A 17,821-nucleotide genomic window follows, 5' to 3' on the forward strand; every position below is an offset into this window, starting at 1 on the left:
CGCGCGTATGCCGAAGCTGACCGTCGACGGTGTAGAAGTAGAGGTGCCGGCCGGTTCGACCGTCCTGCAGGCCTGCGAGGCAGCCGGCCGTGAGATTCCTGTCTTCTGCTATCACCCGCGGCTGAACATCGCCGGCAATTGCCGGATGTGCCTGGTCGAGATGGAGAAGTCGCCCAAGCCGATCGCGTCCTGCGCGATGCCGGCGGCCGACAACATGGTGATCAGGACCGACACGCCGACCGTGCACAAGGCGCGGCGCGGGGTGCTGGAACTCCTGCTCATCAACCACCCGCTCGACTGCCCGATCTGCGACCAGGGCGGCGAGTGCGACCTGCAGGACATCACGCTGTTCTACGGCCCGGACCATTCGCGGTTCGCCGAGAACAAGCGCCCGGTTCCGGACAAGAACCTGGGGCCGCTGGTCTCCACGCACATGACGCGCTGCATCCACTGCACGCGCTGCATCCGCTTCTTGGACGAGGTGGCGGGCGTGGAGGAACTCGGCGCGGTGAGCCGCGGCGAGCACATGGAGATCACCAACTGGGTCGAGGCCTCGCTCACCTCCGAGCTGCAGGGCAACATCGTCGACCTGTGCCCGGTGGGCGCGCTGAACTCCAAGCCGTACGAGTACCGGGCCCGCACCTGGGAACTGAAGAAGACCGAATCGATCGACGTCTCCGACGCGGTCGGCTGCAACATCCGCATCGACGTCCGCGGCAACGAGGTGATGCGGATCGTTCCCCGGCTGCACGAGGAGATCAACGAGGAATGGCTCTCGGACAAGGGGCGGTTCCTCTATGACGGCCTGAAGAAGCGCCGCCTCGACCGGCCGATGGTTCGGCAGGAGGGCCGGCTTCAGCCGACCGACTGGCGCTCGGCGCTGAACGCGGTGGCGTCCAAGGTCGGCTCGGTGGCTCCGGAGAAGATCGGGTTCGTGGTGGGCGACCTGGTCGAGGCCGAGACGATGGTGCTGGTCCGGGAACTGGCCGCGGCGCTGGGCACGCCCCACGTCGACTGCCGCCAGGACGGCAGCAAGCTCGGCTACGGCCCGCGCAGCTCCTGGCTGTTCAACAGCACGATCGCCGGGATCGAGGAGGCCGACGCGATCCTCCTGATCGGCACCGATCCCCGCCATGAGGCGGCGGTGCTGAACGCCCGGATCCGCAAGCGCTGGCGGCAGATCCGCCTGCCGGTGGGCCGGATCGGGGCGACCGGCATCGACCTGACCTATCCGGTCCAGGACCTGGGGGCAGGGGCGCAGACCCTGTCCGACCTGCTGTCGGGCGAGATCGGCTTTGCCGAGCAGCTTCGGGCCGCCAAGAACCCGATGGTGATCGTCGGCAATGCGGTGACGACCCGTCCGGACGGCCTGGCGGTGCTGGACCTGGCACGCCGGGTCGCCGAGGAGTTCGGCGCGATCGGCGAGGGCTGGAACGGCTTCAACGTCCTGCACACGGCGGCCTCGCGGGTTGCTGGCCTCGATCTCGGGCTCGTCCCGGGGCAGGGCGGCCAGGACGTCACCGCGATGATCGCCGGCGGCGTCGAGGTGCTGTTCCTGATCGGCGCTGACGAGCTGGACCTGAGCGGCCTGGGCGACACCTTCGTGGTGTATCAGGGCCATCATGGCGACCGCTCGGCGCCGCGCGCCGACGTGATCCTTCCGGGTGCTGCCTGGACGGAAAAGCACGGCACCTACGTCAACACCGAGGGGCGGCCCCAGCGCGCCAAGCTCGCGACCATGCCGCCCGGCGAGGCGCGCGAGGACTGGAAGATCCTGCGCGCCTTGTCCGACGCGCTCGGCTGCACCGTGCCCCTGGACTCGCTCTCCGCGGTGCGTGCCCGGATGGTCGAGCTGGCGCCGGTGCTGGAAGTGCCGGACGTGATCGTGCCGACCGCCTGGGAGACCTTCGGGCAGGATGGCGAGGTCGACCGGGCGCCGTTCGCCACGCCGGTCGGCGACTACTACCAGACGAACGCGATCGCCCGCGCTTCGGCCGTGATGTCGGAGTGCAGTGAGCTGCGACTGGCGGAACACTCGATGAAGGCGACCGGCACCCATGGGTGATCCCATCCTCGACAGCCTCCTGGCCGTCCTGATCATCGTCGGTCAGATCCTGCTGATCGTGGTGCCGCTGCTGGTGGCCGTGGCGTACCTCACCTATGCCGAGCGCAAGGTCATCGGCGCCATGCAGCTCCGCCAGGGGCCGATGACCACCGGGCCGTTCGGCCTGCTGCAGCCGCTGGCCGACGGGGCGAAGCTGTTCCTCAAGGAAACAGTGATCCCGGCGACCTCGAACAAGGTCGTCTTCATCCTGGCGCCGATGATCACCTTCACCCTGGCCATGATCGGCTGGGCGGTGATCCCGCTGGGCTTCGGCATGGTGATCGCCAACATCAATGTCGGCGTCCTGTACCTGCTCGCGGTCAGCTCGCTGGGCGTGTACGGCATCATCATGGCCGGCTGGGCCTCGAACTCGCGCTACGCCTTCCTGGGCGCACTGCGGAGTTCGGCGCAGATGGTCTCCTACGAGATCTCGATCGGCCTGATCATCGTGAACGTGCTGATCACGGCCGGCTCGCTGAACCTGAGCGAGATCGTGCTGGCGCAGTCGGGCCTGTGGTACTTCATCCCGCACTTCCCGATGTTCATGGTGTTCATCGTCTCGATCCTGGCCGAGACCAACCGCCATCCGTTCGACCTTCCCGAGGACGAGGCCAGCCTCGTCACCGGCTACAACGTCGAATACTCGTCGATGGCGTTCGCGCTGTTCTTCCTTGGCGAATACGCCAACATGATCCTGATGAGCGCGATCGCGGTGATCCTGTTCCTGGGAGGCTGGCTGCCGCCGCTGGACGTGGCGCCCCTCAACTGGATCCCGGGCCCGATCTGGTTCATCCTCAAGATCTGCCTGATGCTGTTCATCTTCATCTGGGCGCGCGCCACGCTGCCGCGCTACCGGTACGACCAGCTGATGCGGCTGGGCTGGAAGGTGTTCCTGCCGTTCTCGCTGATCTGGGTGGTGATCACCTCGGGCTTCCTGGTGGCATTCGACCTGCTGCCGAACTGATGCCGGTCGCCGTCACGACGACCGTTTGCCGGAATGACGCGATGCCGGTGGGCCAGATCGGCCACCGGCATCGCGATGTTGAATGTGGGGATCGATAGGACATGACCGCACTCGATCGGGCGGCTCGGACGTTCCTCTGGCAGGAGCTGGTCTCCGGCTTTGCGCTCACCTTCAAGTATATGTTCAAGAAGAAGGTGACGATCAACTATCCCTACGAGAAGGGGCCGCTGAGCCCGCGCTTCCGTGGCGAGCATGCGCTGCGGCGCTATCCGAACGGGGAGGAGCGCTGCATCGCCTGCAAGCTGTGCGAGGCGATCTGCCCGGCGCAGGCGATCACGATCGAATCGGAGCCGCGCAGCGACGGCAGCCGCCGCACGACCCGCTACGACATCGACATGACCAAGTGCATCTATTGCGGCTTCTGCGAGGAGGCCTGTCCGGTCGATGCGATCGTCGAGGGGCCGAACTTCGAGTTCGCGGCGGAGACGCGCGAAGAACTGTTCTACAACAAAGCCAAGCTGCTCGCGAACGGCGAGCGGTGGGAGCGCGAGATCGCGGCCAATCTCACCGCCGACGCGCCCTACCGCTGAGATGACGCGCCTGGAACGAATAGTGGCCGACGCAGGCTTCGTGGTTGGTAAGCGATGACGATCGAACTGGCTATTTTCTACCTGCTGGCAGCCGTGACGGTCGGATGCGCCGTGATGGTCGTCACCGCACGCAATCCGGTGCACTCCGTGCTGTTCCTGATCCTGGCCTTCTTCAACTCGGCCGGGCTCTTCCTGCTGCTGGGCGCCGAGTTCCTCGCGATGATCCTGGTGGTCGTCTACGTGGGCGCTGTCGCGGTCTTGTTCATGTTCGTCGTCATGATGCTCGACGTGAACTTCACCAAGATGCGCCAGGGTGCCGCGGTCTACCTGCCGATCGGCGCGCTGGTGGGGGTGATCCTGCTGGCCGAGCTGGTGCTGGTGGTCGGTGGCTGGGCGTTCGCGGGCGGGTTCGAGACGGCCTCGCCGGTGCCGGCCGATCTCACGGTCACCAACACCGAGGCGCTCGGCCGGATTCTCTACACGGACTATGTCTATCTGTTCCAGGCGGCCGGCGCGATCCTGCTGGTGGCGATCATCGGCGCCATCACGCTGACGCTGCGCTCGCGCGGCACCTCGCGGCGCCAGGACATCGGACGGCAGGTCCACCGTCGACCGCATCAGACGGTCGAGATCCGCAAGGTCGACACCGGGGCAGGCGTGTGATGGCGATACCTCTTTCCCACTTCCTCACCCTGGCCGCGATCCTGTTCACGCTGGGCGTGTTCGGCATCTTCCTGAACCGGAAGAACGTCATCATCATCATGATGTCGATCGAGCTGATCCTGCTGGCGGTGAACATCAACTTCGTCGCGTTCTCGGCGCACCTCAACGACTTGGTCGGGCAGGTGTTCTCCATGTTCATCCTGACCGTGGCCGCCGCGGAGGCGGCGATCGGTCTGGCGATCGTCGTGGTCTACTTCCGCAATCGCGGCAGTATCGAGGTCGACGACATCAACCTGATGCGGGGCTGATCCGGCGATGCTGTACACGATCCTGGTGTTCGCGCCGCTGGTCGGCGCGCTGATCGCCGGCCTGTTCGGGCGCCTGATCGGCGACCGCGCCTCGCAGGTGGTGACCTGCGGATTCATGGCCATCTCGGCCATCTGCGCGATCTCGAGCTTCTTCCTCAACATCTACGGCGAGCCGTTCAAGGTCGTCCTGTTCGACTGGATCGTAGTCGGCTCGTTCGACACCCAGTGGGCGCTCCGGATCGACGGGCTGTCCGCCACCATGATGCTGGTGGTGAGCTTCATCAGCTTCCTGATCCACGTCTATTCCGTGGGCTACATGTCCCACGACGCGTCGATCCCGCGCTTCATGTCGTACCTGTCGCTGTTCACCTTCGCGATGCTGATGCTGGTGACCAGCGACAACCTCCTGCAGCTGTTCTTCGGCTGGGAGGGGGTGGGCGTCGCCTCCTACCTGCTGATCGGCTTCTGGTACGAGAAGCCGTCCGCCTGCGCGGCCGCCATGAAGGCGTTCATCGTCAACCGGGTCGGCGACTTCGGCCTCATCCTGGGCCTGGCCGGTTGCTACCTGGTGTTCGACAGCATCCAGTATGACGTGATCTTCCCGCAGGTGGCGGAGTTCGCCGACAGCTCGATCGTGCTGTTCAGCTACGAGTTCAACACGCTCACCATCATCGGCGTGCTGCTGTTCATCGGCGCCATGGGCAAGTCGGCCCAGCTCGGGCTGCACACCTGGCTGCCCGACGCGATGGAAGGCCCGACCCCGGTCTCCGCGCTGATCCACGCGGCGACCATGGTGACCGCCGGCGTGTTCCTGGTGGCGCGCTTCAGCCCGCTCTACGAGTACGCACCGACCGCGCTCGCGATGGTGACCCTGGTCGGTGCCTCGACCGCGTTCTTCGCCGCCACGATCGGCACGGTGCAGAACGACATCAAGCGGGTGATCGCGTACTCAACCTGCTCGCAGCTGGGCTACATGTTCTTCGCCTGCGGCGTCTCCGCCTACAGCGCCGGCGTGTTCCACCTGTTCACCCACGCGTTCTTCAAGGCCCTCCTGTTCCTGAGCGCCGGCTCGGTGATCCATGCCATGTCCGACGAGCAGGACATGCGCAAGATGGGCGGCATCTGGCGCAAGATCCCGTACACCTACGCGATGATGTGGATCGGCTCGCTGGCGCTGATGGGCGTGCCGTTCTTCGCCGGCTACTACTCCAAGGACGCGATCCTGGAGGCGGCCTATGCCTCGCACGCACCTTTCGCCGGCTACGCATTCTGGCTGGGCCTCGCTGCCGCGTTCCTGACCGCGTTCTATTCCGGCCGGCTGCTGTGGATGACCTTCCACGGCAAGCCGCGCGCCGATCACCACACCATGGAGCACGTGCACGAGAGCCCGTGGGTGATGCTGGTCCCGCTGTTCTGCCTCGCCGCCGGCGCGGTGTTCGCGGGGTGGCTGGCCAAGGGCGCGCTCGACCCGGATGCGGCGTGGTGGGGCGGCGCCATCTTCATGGCGCATGAGCCGAACATCATGGAGGAGCTGCACCACGTGCCGGCTCTGGTGAAGTTCGCGCCGCTGATCGTCGGCATCGCCGGGTTCGGCCTGTCCTGGGTGTTCTACCTGATGATGCCCGGCATCCCCGGTCGCCTCGCCTCGGCCGCCCGTCCGGTCTACCTGTTCCTCCTGAACAAGTGGTACTTCGACGAGCTGTACGACCGCATCTTCGTCCGGCCGTCCAAGATGATCGGTAGCGCGCTCTGGCGGGGCGGCGACGTGTTCGTCATCGACGGGTTCGGCCCGGACGGGATCGCCGCCACCACGGCGCAGCTGGCCAAGCAGACCGCGCGGCTGCAGACCGGCTATGTCTACCACTATGCTTTTGCCATGCTGATCGGCGTCGCTGCGCTGGTCACCTGGTACCTGTTCTTCGTGAGCTGAGGGATCATGAGCGACTGGCCACTCCTCTCGCTGGTGACGTTCCTCCCGCTCCTGGGGGCAGCGATCATCCTGGTGATCCGCGGCGACAACGACGTCGTCATCCGCAATGCCCGCAGCGTGGCGCTGTGGACCTCGGGCGTCACCTTCCTCCTCTCCCTGTTCCTGATCGCCGGCTTCGATCCCGACCAGCCGGGCTTCCAGTTCGTCGAGCGGGCCGACTGGATGCCCGGGCTCGGCATTCAGTACCATATGGGGATCGACGGCATCTCCCTGTGGTTCGTGCCGCTGTCCGCCCTGCTGACCATCCTGTGCGTGGTGAGCTCCTGGTACTCGGTGGAACACCGGGTCAAGGAGTACATGGTCGCCTTCCTGGTGATGGACAGCCTGATGATCGGCGTGTTCTGCGCGCTCGACATGGTGCTGTTCTACGTGTTCTTCGAGGCGATCCTGATCCCAATGTACCTGATCATCGGGATCTGGGGCGGGCCCCGGCGGATCTACGCGTCGTTCAAGTTCTTCCTCTATACGCTGGCCGGCTCGGTCCTGTTCCTGATCGCGGTGCTCGCGATCTACCTGAACACCGGCACCACCGACATCGCGGTGCTGCAGACGGCGCAGATCCCCGAATCGCTGCAGTACTGGCTGTGGCTGGCCATGTTCGCATCGTTTGCGGTCAAGGTGCCGATGTGGCCGTTCCACACCTGGCTGCCCGACGCCCATGTCGAGGCGCCGACCGGCGGCTCGGTGCTGCTGGCGGGCGTGCTGCTGAAGCTCGGCGGCTACGGCTTCCTGCGCTTCTCGGTGCCGATGCTGCCCGAGGCGTCCGAGTACTTCACGCCGTTCATCTTCACGCTGTCCGCGGTCGCGGTGGTCTACACCTCGCTGGTCGCGCTGGTGCAGCAGGACATGAAGAAGCTGATCGCCTACTCGTCGGTGGCCCATATGGGCCTGGTCACGATCGGCTGCTTCACGCCCAACGCGCTGGGCATTCAGGGCAGCATCGTGCAGATGCTCTCGCACGGCGTGGTCTCGGCGGCGCTCTTCATGGTGGTGGGCGTGGTCTACGACCGGATCCACAGCCGCGAGATCTCCCGCTATGGCGGGCTGGCCGAGCGGATGCCGGTCTATGCCGTGATCTTCCTGTTCTTCACCATGGCTTCGATCGGCCTGCCCGGTACGTCCGGCTTCATCGGCGAGATCATGGTGATCGCGGGCGTCTTCCAGATGAACAGCTGGGTGGCGGCGCTGGCCGCGACCGGCATGATCCTGGGTGCGGGCTACATGCTCTGGCTCTATCGCCGCGTCGTGTTCGGCAAGATCACCCGCGACGACCTGAAGTCGATCAAGGACCTGCGCTGGAACGAGATGGTGGCCTTCGCGCCGCTGGTGTTCCTGGCGATCTGGCTCGGCATCTACCCGTCCTTCTTCACCCGTCCGATGGAACCGGCCGTGGCGCAGCTCCTGCAGCAGGCGCAGACGGTGGACACGGCCGCCGTGGCCGGCGAGTGAGCGGCAAGGAAAGCCAACGATGACCACACCGCTCCTCGACCTCACCCCGGCCCTTCCGGAACTCTTGCTGCTGATCGCCGGCCTGATCTTCCTGGTGGTCGGCGTGTTCCGCGAGCATGACGGGGTCCGCCTGATCAGCCCGCTGAGCGCCATGGCGCTGCTGATCGTCGCCGCCATCGTTCTGGCCTCGGACAAGACCGCGGCCGACACGTTCGGCGGCCATTTCCGGATGGACGCGTTCGCGGCCTACCTGAAGGTCCTGATCTTTGTCGGCGTCGCCGGGGCGATCCTGGTCGCGCAGAACTATCTTGAGGATGAGCGCATCGCCCGCTTCGAGTTCCCGCTGCTGGGCCTGTTCGGCGCGCTCGGCATGTCGATGATGGTCTCCTCCAACAGCTTTCTCGGCCTCTATATGGGCCTGGAGCTGCAGAGCCTGGCCGTCTACGTGCTGGCCGCGTCGCACCGGGACACGCTGCGCTCCACCGAGGCCGGCCTGAAGTACTTCGTGCTGGGCGCGCTCGCTTCCGGCCTGCTGCTGTACGGCATCTCGCTGGTCTACGGCTTCACCGGCACGGTGATGTTCGACCAGCTGGGCGACCTGCTGCGCGACGAGAACGCCTTCCTGTCGAAGGGCGCCCTGGTCGGCCTGGTGTTCATCGCGGCCGGCATCTGCTTCAAGCTGGGCGTGGTGCCGTTCCACATGTGGACCCCCGACGTCTACGAGGGGGCGCCCACGCCGGTGAGCGCGTACATCGCCTCGGCGCCGAAGCTGGCCGCGATGGGCCTCCTGCTGCGGGTGCTGATCGATCCGTTCGGCGCCTGGGTCGACCAGTGGCAGCAGATCATCGTGTTCGTCTCGGTCGCGTCCATGCTGCTTGGTGCGTTCGCCGCGATCATGCAGACCAACTTCAAGCGGCTGATGGCCTATTCCGGCATCGCCAACATCGGCTACGCCCTGGTCGGCCTGGCCGCTGGCACGCAGCAGGGCGTGAACGGCGTGCTGGTGTTCATGGCGATCTACATGGTCATGACGCTCGGCACCTTCGCCTGCATCCTGGCGATGCGCCGGGCCGGCACCTATGTCGAGGAGATCGACCAGCTGGCCGGCCTGTCGCGGCGCCAGCCGATGCTCGCCAGCATCCTGACCATCCTGATGTTCTCCCTGGCGGGCATCCCGCCGCTGGCCGGCTTCTTCGGCAAGTTCTACGTGTTCAAGGCGGCCGTGGACGCCGGCTTCGTGTCCCTGGCGGTGATCGGCCTGCTCTCCAGCGTGGTCGGGGCGTTCTACTACCTGCGGATCGTCAAGCTGGTGTGGTTCGACCAGCCGGCCGAGCCGTTCGACCTGCCGCTGCGGCCCAGCATCGGGGCGGTGGCCGGTGTCTCCGCGATCCTGCTGGTGGTGGCGGTCCTGGCGATCAACCCGCTGTTCGCGAGCGCCGAGGCGGCAGCGAGTGCCATCTTCCGCTGAGCCCGGCGAGGCCGGGCCGTTCTGGCGGATCGAGCATCACGCCACCCTGCCCAGCACCAGCGACCTGGTGCGGGCGCGGGCCCAGCAGGGCGCTGCCGAGGGCCTTGTGGTGGTGGCGGGCCAGCAGACCGCCGGGCGTGGCCGGCACGGGCGGGGCTGGACCTCGCCGCTTGGCAATCTCTACCTGACCCTGCTGCTGCGCCCGTCCGTCCCGGTCCAGGAAGCCGGCGGGCTGGCGCTGGTGGCCGGGCTGTCCCTGGCGGAAGCCTGCGTGGCGCTGGGCGCGCCCCACGGCCAGTTCCGCCTGAAATGGCCGAACGACCTGGTCCATGGCAGCGCCAAGGTCGCGGGCATCCTCCTGGAAGCCGAGCCCGACGGCGCGCAGCGCATCGCCTGGGTTTCGATCGGCATCGGGGTGAATGTCGCTGAAGCGCCGGCCGTTTCGGGACGGGAAAGTGCGGCGCTCGCTGACCTCCTGCCTGGCTGCAATGTCGCGGTGCTGCAGCAGCACCTGCTCGAACAGCTCTACCGGAACTATATGTCCTGGCAGCGCCTCGGGATGCCGGCGGTGATCGGCGCCTGGAGCAGCCATGGCCTGGAGCCGGGAACGGCGATCATGGTCAAGCCGGGGCGGGACCTCCTGGCCGGCCGCTATCTCGGCGTCGACAGCGACGGCGCCCTGCTGGTGGACACCGGCGACGTGCGGCGGATCACCACCGGCGAGGTCCTCTTTGCGGGGGAAGCGCTGGCCGCGACCGGTCCGACAGCGTAGAAGGCTCCAGGAGTTATCGTTCGCCCATGCTTCTCGCTCTTGACGCCGGCACGGCCTGCCCGTTCATCCCGCATCCCGGTGGATGCGGCGTGGCGCGGTCGCGGCGTCGGCCGGATGCGCCCGGACCGGGTGCGTCCCGCGCGCAAGGGCCGAGCCTTCCGGCACTCCTGGCCGGGCGTCCTTTGGACGACGCCGACCTGACCGACGAATTTCCTGCCGGCCCCGTGCGGGGCGCCGACCGTTGCCCCGAGCCGTCCGCCAGCGGCGGACGCAGGGCGATGCGCGCTCCCGGAGCCGGCCCAACCCACCATGTCGACCCGGACCTCATGCTGTCCGGGCTTGTTGAACACCACGGTGACCACCGTGAACGGAAGAGACGCGATACCAAGTGATGCAATCAACTGATACGACGCCGGGCCTGCGCTTCATCCCCCTGGGAGGCGTGGGCGAGATCGGCATGAACACCGCATTGTACGGTGTCGATGGCCGTTGGCTGATGGTGGACCTGGGCATCAGCTTTGCCGACGAGAGCCTGCCCGGCGTGGACATCGTCCTGCCCGACATCGGCTTTGCCGAGCGGCTGCCGGACATCGAGGGGCTGGTGATCACCCATGCCCACGAAGACCATTACGGCGCTGTCCCCTATCTGTGGCCGCGCCTGCGCTGCCCGATCTGGTGCACGCCGTTCGTGGCGGCGGCGCTGTCCCGCAAGTTGGACGACGTGCCGTTTGGCCGCGAGGTGCAGATCAACGTCGTCCAGCCGGGCGAAAACTTCAGGGTCGGCTCGTTCGACCTGTCCTTCATCCACGTCACCCACTCGGTGCCGGACGCCAACGCGGTGGTGCTGCGCACCTCCTACGGCAACGTCCTGCATACCGGCGACTGGAAGCTCGACCCGGAGCCGCTGGTCGGCGACAAGACCCCGGTCGACCAGCTGACCGCGCTTGGCCGCGACGGGGTGCTGGCCATGCTGGGCGACAGCACCAACGTGCTGCGCGCTGGCGACAGCGGCTCGGAAGCCGAGGTCCGCGACAGCCTGATCGAGCTGGTCAAGCAGCAGAAGAAGCGGGTCCTGATCACGACCTTCTCCTCCAACATCGCCCGGATCGGGTCGATGATGGAGGCGGCCAGGGCCAGTGGCCGCATCCCGGCGATCGTCGGCCGCTCGATGCTGCGGATGCTGGAGGCGGCCCGCGAGGTCGGCTTCCTCAAGGACGCGCCGCGCGCCATCGATGCCCGCGAGGCGGCCTCGCTGCCCCGCGAGAAGGTCCTGCTGATCTGCACCGGCAGCCAGGGCGAGCCGCGCTCGGCGCTGGCCCGCATCGCCGGCAAGAGCCATCCCTTCATCAAGCTGGAGGCGGGGGATTCGGCAATCTTCAGCTCGAAGATCATCCCCGGCAACGAGCGCAAGCTCTACGACATGCACAACCAGCTGGTGCGCAACGGGATCGAGGTGATCACCGAGGACGACCACTTCGTTCACGTCTCGGGCCATCCGTCCCGCGACGAGCTGGAGCGGATGCTGCGCTGGATCAAGCCGAAGGTCATGGTGCCGGTGCATGGCGAGCCGCGCCACCTGCGCGCCCACTACCAGCTCGCCAAGTCGGTGGGCGTGCCGAACCCGGTCCAGATCAACAACGGCGACGTGCTGCAGCTGGCGCCCGGCGAGGCGCGGGTGGTGGACACGGTGCCGGTCGGCCGGCTCGCCGTCGATTCCAACCGGATCCGCGGGGTCGGCGACGACCTGTTCCGAACCCGCCGCCGCCTGATGAACCACGGCACCATCGTGGTGAGCCTGGTGCTGGATGGCTATGGCAGCGTCCTGACCCAGCCGATCGTGGCGGATCTGGGAGCTGGCGACCATTCGGTGGAGAGCGCCGACCGCGCGGTGATCGACGCGGTGGTCAACGCCGTGGAGGCCCTGTCCGACGACGACGCGGCGGTGGACGAGCGGGTGCGCGACTGCGTGCGCACGGCGGTCCGGCAGGCCTTCGTGCTGCCGCGCGACCGGCGGCCGATCATCGAGGTGCAGGTGTCCCGCCTGGACAACCGCACCCTGGACGCTCTCGAGGACGACTGAACCGCCATGCTGGGCCGCCTGAACCACGTCGCCATCGCCGTTCCCGACCTGGAGACGGCGCGGGCGCGCTGGCGCGACATGCTGGGGGCGACCGTGTCGGCGGTGTCCGACCTGCCCGAGCATGGCGTGCAGGTGGTGTTCGTGGAGCTGCCCAACACCAAGATCGAGCTGCTGGGCGTGCTGGGCGAGGATTCCCCGATTGCCGGGTTCCTCGCCAAGAACCCGGCCGGGGGCATCCACCATGTCTGCCACGAGGTGGCCGACATCCTGGAGGCCCGCGACCGGCTGCTCGCTGGCGGCGCCCGCATCCTGGGCGACGGGAAGCCGAAGACCGGCGCGCACGGCAAGCCGGTCCTGTTCCTCCACCCCAAGGACTTCGACGGGACGCTGGTCGAGCTCGAAGAGGTCTGAGCCTCCTTCCAACCGGACGACAAGCTGCGTCATGACCCTTATGGAAATCCTCCTCAGCTACGTGATCGCCTGGTGGATGTTCTTCTTCATGGCGCTGCCGTTCGGTGCGGCGCCGCCCGAGGAGCCGGGGCGGGGCCATGCCGAAAGCGCACCGGCCAGGCCGCGCCTGTGGACCAAGGCGGCGGTCTCCAGCGTCCTTGCCGCCCTGGCGGTGTGGGGGTTCCACTGGTTCGTGACCTCCGGGATCATGACGATCCGGCCCTGATCTCCGGGAACGCTGCAAGGCGTTCCCCTCGAATCCCGTCCTGCCGGCCCTAGCTTGAAGGGCAGACAGACAACGCGGCAGCGCCACAGCCCTGGCGCGGCGCCGCGGGATCGGGAGATCGCTCGATGAAATTCGTGGCTTCGCTGCTCTCCGCCGCCTTCCTGATGAGTTGCGGCCCCGTCACCGTGAACGCGCAGGCGCAAGGGAACCCGGTGGAGCCCAAGCCGCCCAACGCGCCGAACCAGGAACCGGCCTTTCCCGGCCAGACCCGGGCACCGGCCGCGGAGCAGGTGCCGGTGCGCGCCGAGACGGTCGTGGAGGGGCTGGATCAGGCCTGGGCGTTCGAGTTCCTGCCCGACGGGCGGATGCTGGTGACCGAGAAGTCCGGGACCATGCGGATCATCGGCGCGGATGGAGATGGCCGCGTGACGGTGGAGGGCGTGCCGGAGGTCGACAGCCGCGGGCAGGGCGGGCTGCTCGACGTGGCGCTGGGGCCGGACTTCACCGATGATCGGATGGTCTATTTCAGCTTCTCCGAGCCGCGCGACGACGGCAACGGCACCACGCTCGCCCGCGCCCGGCTGGTGGAGCAGGGCGGCGGCGCGGCGCTGGAGAATGTCGAGATCCTGTTCCGGCAGATGCCGAGCTGGACGTCGACCAAGCATTTCGGCTCGCGGATCGTGTTCGCCCCGGACGGCAACATCTTCCTCACGGTCGGCGAGCGCGGGCAGCCCCAGTCGCGCGACCTGGTCCAGGACCTGGACAACCATTTCGGCAAGGTCATCCGGCTGCAGCCGGACGGCTCCGTGCCTCCCGACAACCCGTTCGTCGACACCGACGGCGCCCGTTCCGAGATCTGGTCCTACGGCCACCGCAACGTGCAGTCGGCGACGCTGGACGGCGAGGGGCAGTTCTGGCTGGTCGAGCATGGCCCCCGCGGCGGCGACGAGCTGAACCAGCCGGAAGCCGGCAAGAACTATGGCTGGCCGGTGATCACCTACGGGCTGGCCTATTCCGGCAAGCCGTTCGGCCAGGGAATCACCAAGAAGGAGGACATGGAGCAGCCGGTCTACTACTGGGACCCGGTGATCGCGCCGTCCGGCATGGACTTCTACGAAGGCGACCTGATCCCGGAATGGCAGGGCAGCTTCCTGATCGGCGGCCTGGTGAGCCACGGCGTGGTCCGGCTGGTGATGGAGGACGGGCGGGTCGCCGCCGAGGAGCGGATCGACCTGGGCGCGCGCATCCGGGACGTGAAGGTCGGGCCGGATGGTGCGGTCTACGCGGTGACCGACGGGGGCAGCGGGCGGATCCTGCGGATCGTGCCGGACGACTGAGGCGCCGCGGGAGGCCAGGCCTTGCCGCTGCCTGCCGCTTTCGTTGCAGCGCGGCACGGCCGCCCCTATGTTCCCGCCGTCACAGAAGTTCCAGCCTGCCGAGTATCCATGCGCCTTTCCCGCTACTTCTTGCCCGTTCTCAAAGAGGTTCCGGCCGAGGCCGAGATCGTCAGCCACCAGCTCATGCTGCGGGCCGGGATGATCCAGCAGCTCCAGGCCGGGATCTACAACTGGCTGCCGCTGGGCTTCGCGGTCCTGCAGAAGGTCGAGCAGATCGTGCGCGAGGAGCAGAACCGCGCCGGCGCCATCGAGATCCTGATGCCGACCATCCAGCCGGCGGCGCTGTGGCGGGAGAGTGGCCGCTACGAGGCCTACGGCAAGGAGATGCTGCGCATCGCCGACCGGCAGGACCGCGAGATGCTGTTCGGGCCGACCAACGAGGAGAATGTCACTGACATCTTCCGCCGGCACGTGAAGAGCTACCGGCAGCTGCCGCTGAACCTCTACCACATCCAGTGGAAGTTCCGCGACGAGGTGCGCCCGCGCTTCGGCGTGATGCGCGGCCGCGAGTTCCTGATGAAGGACGCCTACTCCTTCGACCTGGACTTCGAGAGCGCCGCCGCTTCGTTCGACCGGATGTTCGCCGCCTATCTGAAGACCTTCCAGCGGATGGGGCTGACCGCCATCCCGATGCGTGCCGAATCCGGGCCGATCGGCGGCAGCATGTCCTTCGAGTTCCAGATCCTGGCGCAGACCGGCGAGAGTGCCGTTTATTTCGACCAGGCGTTCGAGGAGATCGACTTCTCCGCCGACAACCTGGACGTGGCGCACCTCAAGACGCTCTACGCCGCCGCCGACGAGCTGCACGATCCGGCGAACTGCCCGGTCCCCGCGGAGCGGCTGCGCACCGGCCGGGGCATCGAGGTCGGCCACATCTTCTATTTCGGCACCAAGTACTCCCAGTCGATGGGGGCCACGGTGCTCGGGCCGGACGGCAAGGAAACGCCGGTCGAGATGGGCTCCTACGGCGTCGGGGTGTCCCGGCTGGTGGGCGCGCTGATCGAGGCGAACCATGACGAGAAGGGCATCATCTGGCCGGAAAGCGTGGCACCGTTCCGTGTCGGGCTGATCTGCCTGCGGGTCGACGACCAGGCCTGCCGCAGCATGGCCGACGACCTCTACGCCAGGCTGGAGGCCGCCAAGGTCGAGGTGCTCTACGACGACCGCGAGGAGCGTGCCGGAGCGAAGTTCGCCAGCATGGACCTGATCGGCCTGCCCTGGCAGGTGACGGTCGGCCCGCGCGGCGCCAAGGCCGGCACGGTGGAGCTGAAGTCGCGCCGCACCGGTGCGGTCGAGGAACTGTCGGTGGACGCCCTGCTCGCCCGCCTCGCCGCCTGATGTTCTCACCGGTCGAGCGGCTGATCGCGCGTCGCTACCTGCGCCCGACCAAGGGCGAGGGCTTCATCTCGCTGGTCGCGGGCTTCGCGTTTGTCGGCATCGCGCTTGGGGTCGGCACGCTGATCGTGGTGATGGCCGTGATGAACGGCTTCCGCTACGAGCTCCTGTCCCGCGTCCTGGGGGTGAACGGCCATGCCACCGTGGTCTCCCAGGGGCCGCCGATCGAGGGCTACCAGCCGCTGCTGGACCGGATCGGCCAGGCGCCCGGGGTCCAGATGGCGTTCCCCTACGTGGAAGGCCAGGTGATGGCCTCCGCGAACGGGGTGGCGTCGGGCGCCCTGGTGCGCGGCTTGCGCCTTTCGGACCTGGAGAAGCGGCCGTTCATCGCCGGCAACGTGCTGGCCGGCTCGCTCGACCAGCTGAACGGCGTCAACGTCGCCGCGGTGGGTTCGCGAATGGCGCAGCGGATGGGGCTGCGGGTCGGCTCGTCGCTGCAGCTGATCTCGCCGAACGGCACCGCGACCGGGATCGGCACCATCCCCCGGGTGGTGACGTTCAAGGTCGGGGCGGTCTTCGAAATCGGCATGTACGAGTACGACAACAGCTTCATCTACCTGAACCTTGCCGACGCGCAGCGCTACTTCCAGACCGGGGAGGGGGTGTCGGCGATCGAGGTCGATGTCGGCAACCCCGACACGGTCGGCCAGGTCCGCGGCGGGATCGACCCTTTGCTGCCGCCCGGCACCCATCTTCTGACCTGGCAGCAGGTGAACAGTCATTTCTTCACTGCGCTGCAGGTCGAGCGGAACGTGATGTTCCTGATCCTGACCCTGATCGTGCTGGTGGCGGCCTTCAACATCATCACCGGGCTCACCATGCTGGTGCGCTCCAAGGCGCGCGACATCGCGGTCCTGCGCAGCATGGGGGCGACCAAGTCCAACATCCTGCGGATCTTCCTCCTGGCCGGCACCGCGATCGGCATGGTCGGCACCGCGCTGGGGGCGGTGCTGGGGATCGCGTTCGCGTCCAACATCGAACCGATCCGTTTGTTCCTGGAGCGCATCACCGGCACCGAGCTGTTCGCGGCTGAGATCAGATTCCTATCACAGATGCCGGCCCGGATCGAGGTCGACGACGTGGTCTCGGTGCTGCTGATGGCGCTGGTGCTCTCGCTGCTGGCCACGCTCTATCCGTCGTTCCGGGCGGCCGCGACCGATCCGGTGGAAGCGCTGCGCAATGAGTGAGCCGGTTCTCCAGCTGGACGGGTTGGTCCGGACCTTCCGGCAGGGCTCCGCGCAGCTTCAGGTGCTGGCCGGCGTCGACCTGACCCTGCAGCGCGGCGAGATCGTGGCGCTGGTCGGCCCCTCGGGAGCGGGCAAGTCGACCCTGCTGCACCAGAGCGGGCTGCTGGAGCGCCCGGATGCCGGCCAGGTCCGGGTATTCGGCCGCGCCACCGCCAAGCTGAACGATGTCGAGCGCACCAAGCTGCGCCGGGAAGAGATCGGCTTCGTCTACCAGTCGCACCATCTGCTGGTGGATTTCAGCGCCCTGGAGAACGTGGTCCTGCCGCAGATGCTGGCCGGGCGCTCCAAGCGGGAGGCGGCCAAGCGGGCCGACGAACTCCTGGAGCAGGTCGGCCTGTCCGGGCGGCGCACGCACCGGCCGGGCAAGCTCTCGGGCGGCGAGCAGCAGCGGGTCGCGATCGCCCGCGCCCTGGCCAACCGCCCGGCTTTGCTGCTGGCCGACGAGCCCACCGGCAATCTCGACACCGCCACGGCGGAGATCGTGTTCGCGCTGCTCCTGGACGTGGTGCGGCGAACCGGCACCGCGGCCCTGATCGCCACGCACAATCCGGAGCTGGCGCTGCGGATGGACCGGGTGGTGCGGCTGGAGCGCGGCCTGCTCCGCCCGGTCACGCGGGTGCCGGACATGCCTCTCGCCCATGGGATCCCGGCGGGCGGCTGAACCCGCGGCCGGTCTTCCGGCTGGCCATCGGCACCGCCTTGTCCCAGAAGAGCTCAT

The 17,821-nt window shown here is 67.5% G+C and carries 16 protein-coding genes; all 16 read left to right on the top strand.

Annotated features, from left to right (window positions below):
- Positions 1 to 7: 7 nt before the first annotated feature.
- The 16 genes from nuoG (at position 8) to GEMRO_RS30635 (ending at position 17,764) form a co-directional block, all read left to right on the top strand.
- Positions 8 to 2,065, top strand: a complete 2,058-nt coding sequence (gene nuoG, locus GEMRO_RS0119340) for an NADH-quinone oxidoreductase subunit NuoG (RefSeq protein WP_027135325.1) — start codon at positions 8 to 10, stop codon at positions 2,063 to 2,065.
- On the top strand, positions 2,058 to 3,068 hold the full coding sequence (nuoH, locus tag GEMRO_RS0119345; RefSeq protein WP_051329250.1) for an NADH-quinone oxidoreductase subunit NuoH: 1,011 nt from the start codon (positions 2,058 to 2,060) through the stop codon (positions 3,066 to 3,068). Before nuoG ends, nuoH begins: the two co-directional genes overlap by 8 nt.
- Before the next feature lie 101 nt (positions 3,069 to 3,169).
- Positions 3,170 to 3,658 carry an NADH-quinone oxidoreductase subunit NuoI gene (gene nuoI, locus GEMRO_RS0119350; RefSeq protein WP_027135327.1) on the top strand — a complete coding sequence of 163 codons (489 nt, stop codon included), beginning with the start codon at positions 3,170 to 3,172 and terminating at the stop codon, positions 3,656 to 3,658.
- Between the two features lie 54 nt (positions 3,659 to 3,712).
- A complete protein-coding gene (locus GEMRO_RS0119355) occupies positions 3,713 to 4,321 on the top strand; it encodes an NADH-quinone oxidoreductase subunit J (protein ID WP_027135328.1) in 609 nt (202 codons plus the stop codon).
- Complete coding sequence (gene nuoK, locus GEMRO_RS0119360; protein WP_027135329.1) at positions 4,321 to 4,629, top strand: NADH-quinone oxidoreductase subunit NuoK; 309 nt, start codon at positions 4,321 to 4,323, stop codon at positions 4,627 to 4,629. The genes GEMRO_RS0119355 and nuoK overlap by 1 nt, the downstream gene beginning before the upstream one ends.
- 7 nt (positions 4,630 to 4,636) lie before the next feature.
- Positions 4,637 to 6,559 (top strand): NADH-quinone oxidoreductase subunit L, encoded by a 1,923-nt coding sequence (gene nuoL / locus GEMRO_RS0119365; protein ID WP_157505649.1) that lies wholly within the window; start codon positions 4,637 to 4,639, stop codon positions 6,557 to 6,559.
- 6 nt (positions 6,560 to 6,565) lie between these two features.
- Positions 6,566 to 8,068: an NADH-quinone oxidoreductase subunit M gene (locus tag GEMRO_RS0119370; protein ID WP_027135331.1), complete on the top strand. Its 1,503-nt coding sequence runs from the start codon at positions 6,566 to 6,568 to the stop codon at positions 8,066 to 8,068.
- Between the two features lie 19 nt (positions 8,069 to 8,087).
- Positions 8,088 to 9,536, top strand: coding sequence for an NADH-quinone oxidoreductase subunit NuoN (gene nuoN / locus GEMRO_RS0119375; protein WP_027135332.1), 1,449 nt, complete (start codon positions 8,088 to 8,090; stop codon positions 9,534 to 9,536).
- The gene (locus GEMRO_RS0119380; protein ID WP_027135333.1) at positions 9,520 to 10,308 is read left to right on the top strand and encodes a biotin--[acetyl-CoA-carboxylase] ligase; all 789 of its coding nucleotides are present in this window, start codon (positions 9,520 to 9,522) and stop codon (positions 10,306 to 10,308) included. Before nuoN ends, GEMRO_RS0119380 begins: the two co-directional genes overlap by 17 nt.
- A gap of 391 nt (positions 10,309 to 10,699) precedes the next feature.
- The gene (locus GEMRO_RS30630) at positions 10,700 to 12,388 is read left to right on the top strand and encodes a ribonuclease J (RefSeq protein ID WP_051329251.1); all 1,689 of its coding nucleotides are present in this window, start codon (positions 10,700 to 10,702) and stop codon (positions 12,386 to 12,388) included.
- 6 nt (positions 12,389 to 12,394) lie between these two features.
- Positions 12,395 to 12,799: a methylmalonyl-CoA epimerase gene (gene mce, locus GEMRO_RS0119390; RefSeq protein WP_027135334.1), complete on the top strand. Its 405-nt coding sequence runs from the start codon at positions 12,395 to 12,397 to the stop codon at positions 12,797 to 12,799.
- A gap of 31 nt (positions 12,800 to 12,830) precedes the next feature.
- Entirely contained in the window at positions 12,831 to 13,064 is a 234-nt protein-coding gene (locus tag GEMRO_RS0119395) for a DUF1467 family protein (RefSeq protein ID WP_027135335.1), read from the top strand.
- A 125-nt stretch (positions 13,065 to 13,189) separates the two neighbouring features.
- Complete coding sequence (locus tag GEMRO_RS0119400; RefSeq protein ID WP_027135336.1) at positions 13,190 to 14,401, top strand: PQQ-dependent sugar dehydrogenase; 1,212 nt, start codon at positions 13,190 to 13,192, stop codon at positions 14,399 to 14,401.
- A 108-nt stretch (positions 14,402 to 14,509) separates the two neighbouring features.
- Positions 14,510 to 15,799, top strand: coding sequence for a proline--tRNA ligase (gene proS / locus GEMRO_RS0119405; RefSeq protein WP_027135337.1), 1,290 nt, complete (start codon positions 14,510 to 14,512; stop codon positions 15,797 to 15,799).
- Positions 15,796 to 17,043, top strand: a complete 1,248-nt coding sequence (locus GEMRO_RS0119410; RefSeq protein WP_027135338.1) for a lipoprotein-releasing ABC transporter permease subunit — start codon at positions 15,796 to 15,798, stop codon at positions 17,041 to 17,043. Before proS ends, GEMRO_RS0119410 begins: the two co-directional genes overlap by 4 nt.
- Positions 17,036 to 17,764, top strand: a complete 729-nt coding sequence (locus tag GEMRO_RS30635; RefSeq protein ID WP_051329252.1) for an ABC transporter ATP-binding protein — start codon at positions 17,036 to 17,038, stop codon at positions 17,762 to 17,764. The genes GEMRO_RS0119410 and GEMRO_RS30635 overlap by 8 nt, the downstream gene beginning before the upstream one ends.
- The last annotated feature ends 57 nt before the right edge of the window (positions 17,765 to 17,821 follow it).

It is taken from the genome of Geminicoccus roseus DSM 18922, from assembly GCF_000427665.1.
In the GTDB taxonomy this organism is placed as follows: Bacteria; Pseudomonadota; Alphaproteobacteria; order Geminicoccales; family Geminicoccaceae; genus Geminicoccus; species Geminicoccus roseus.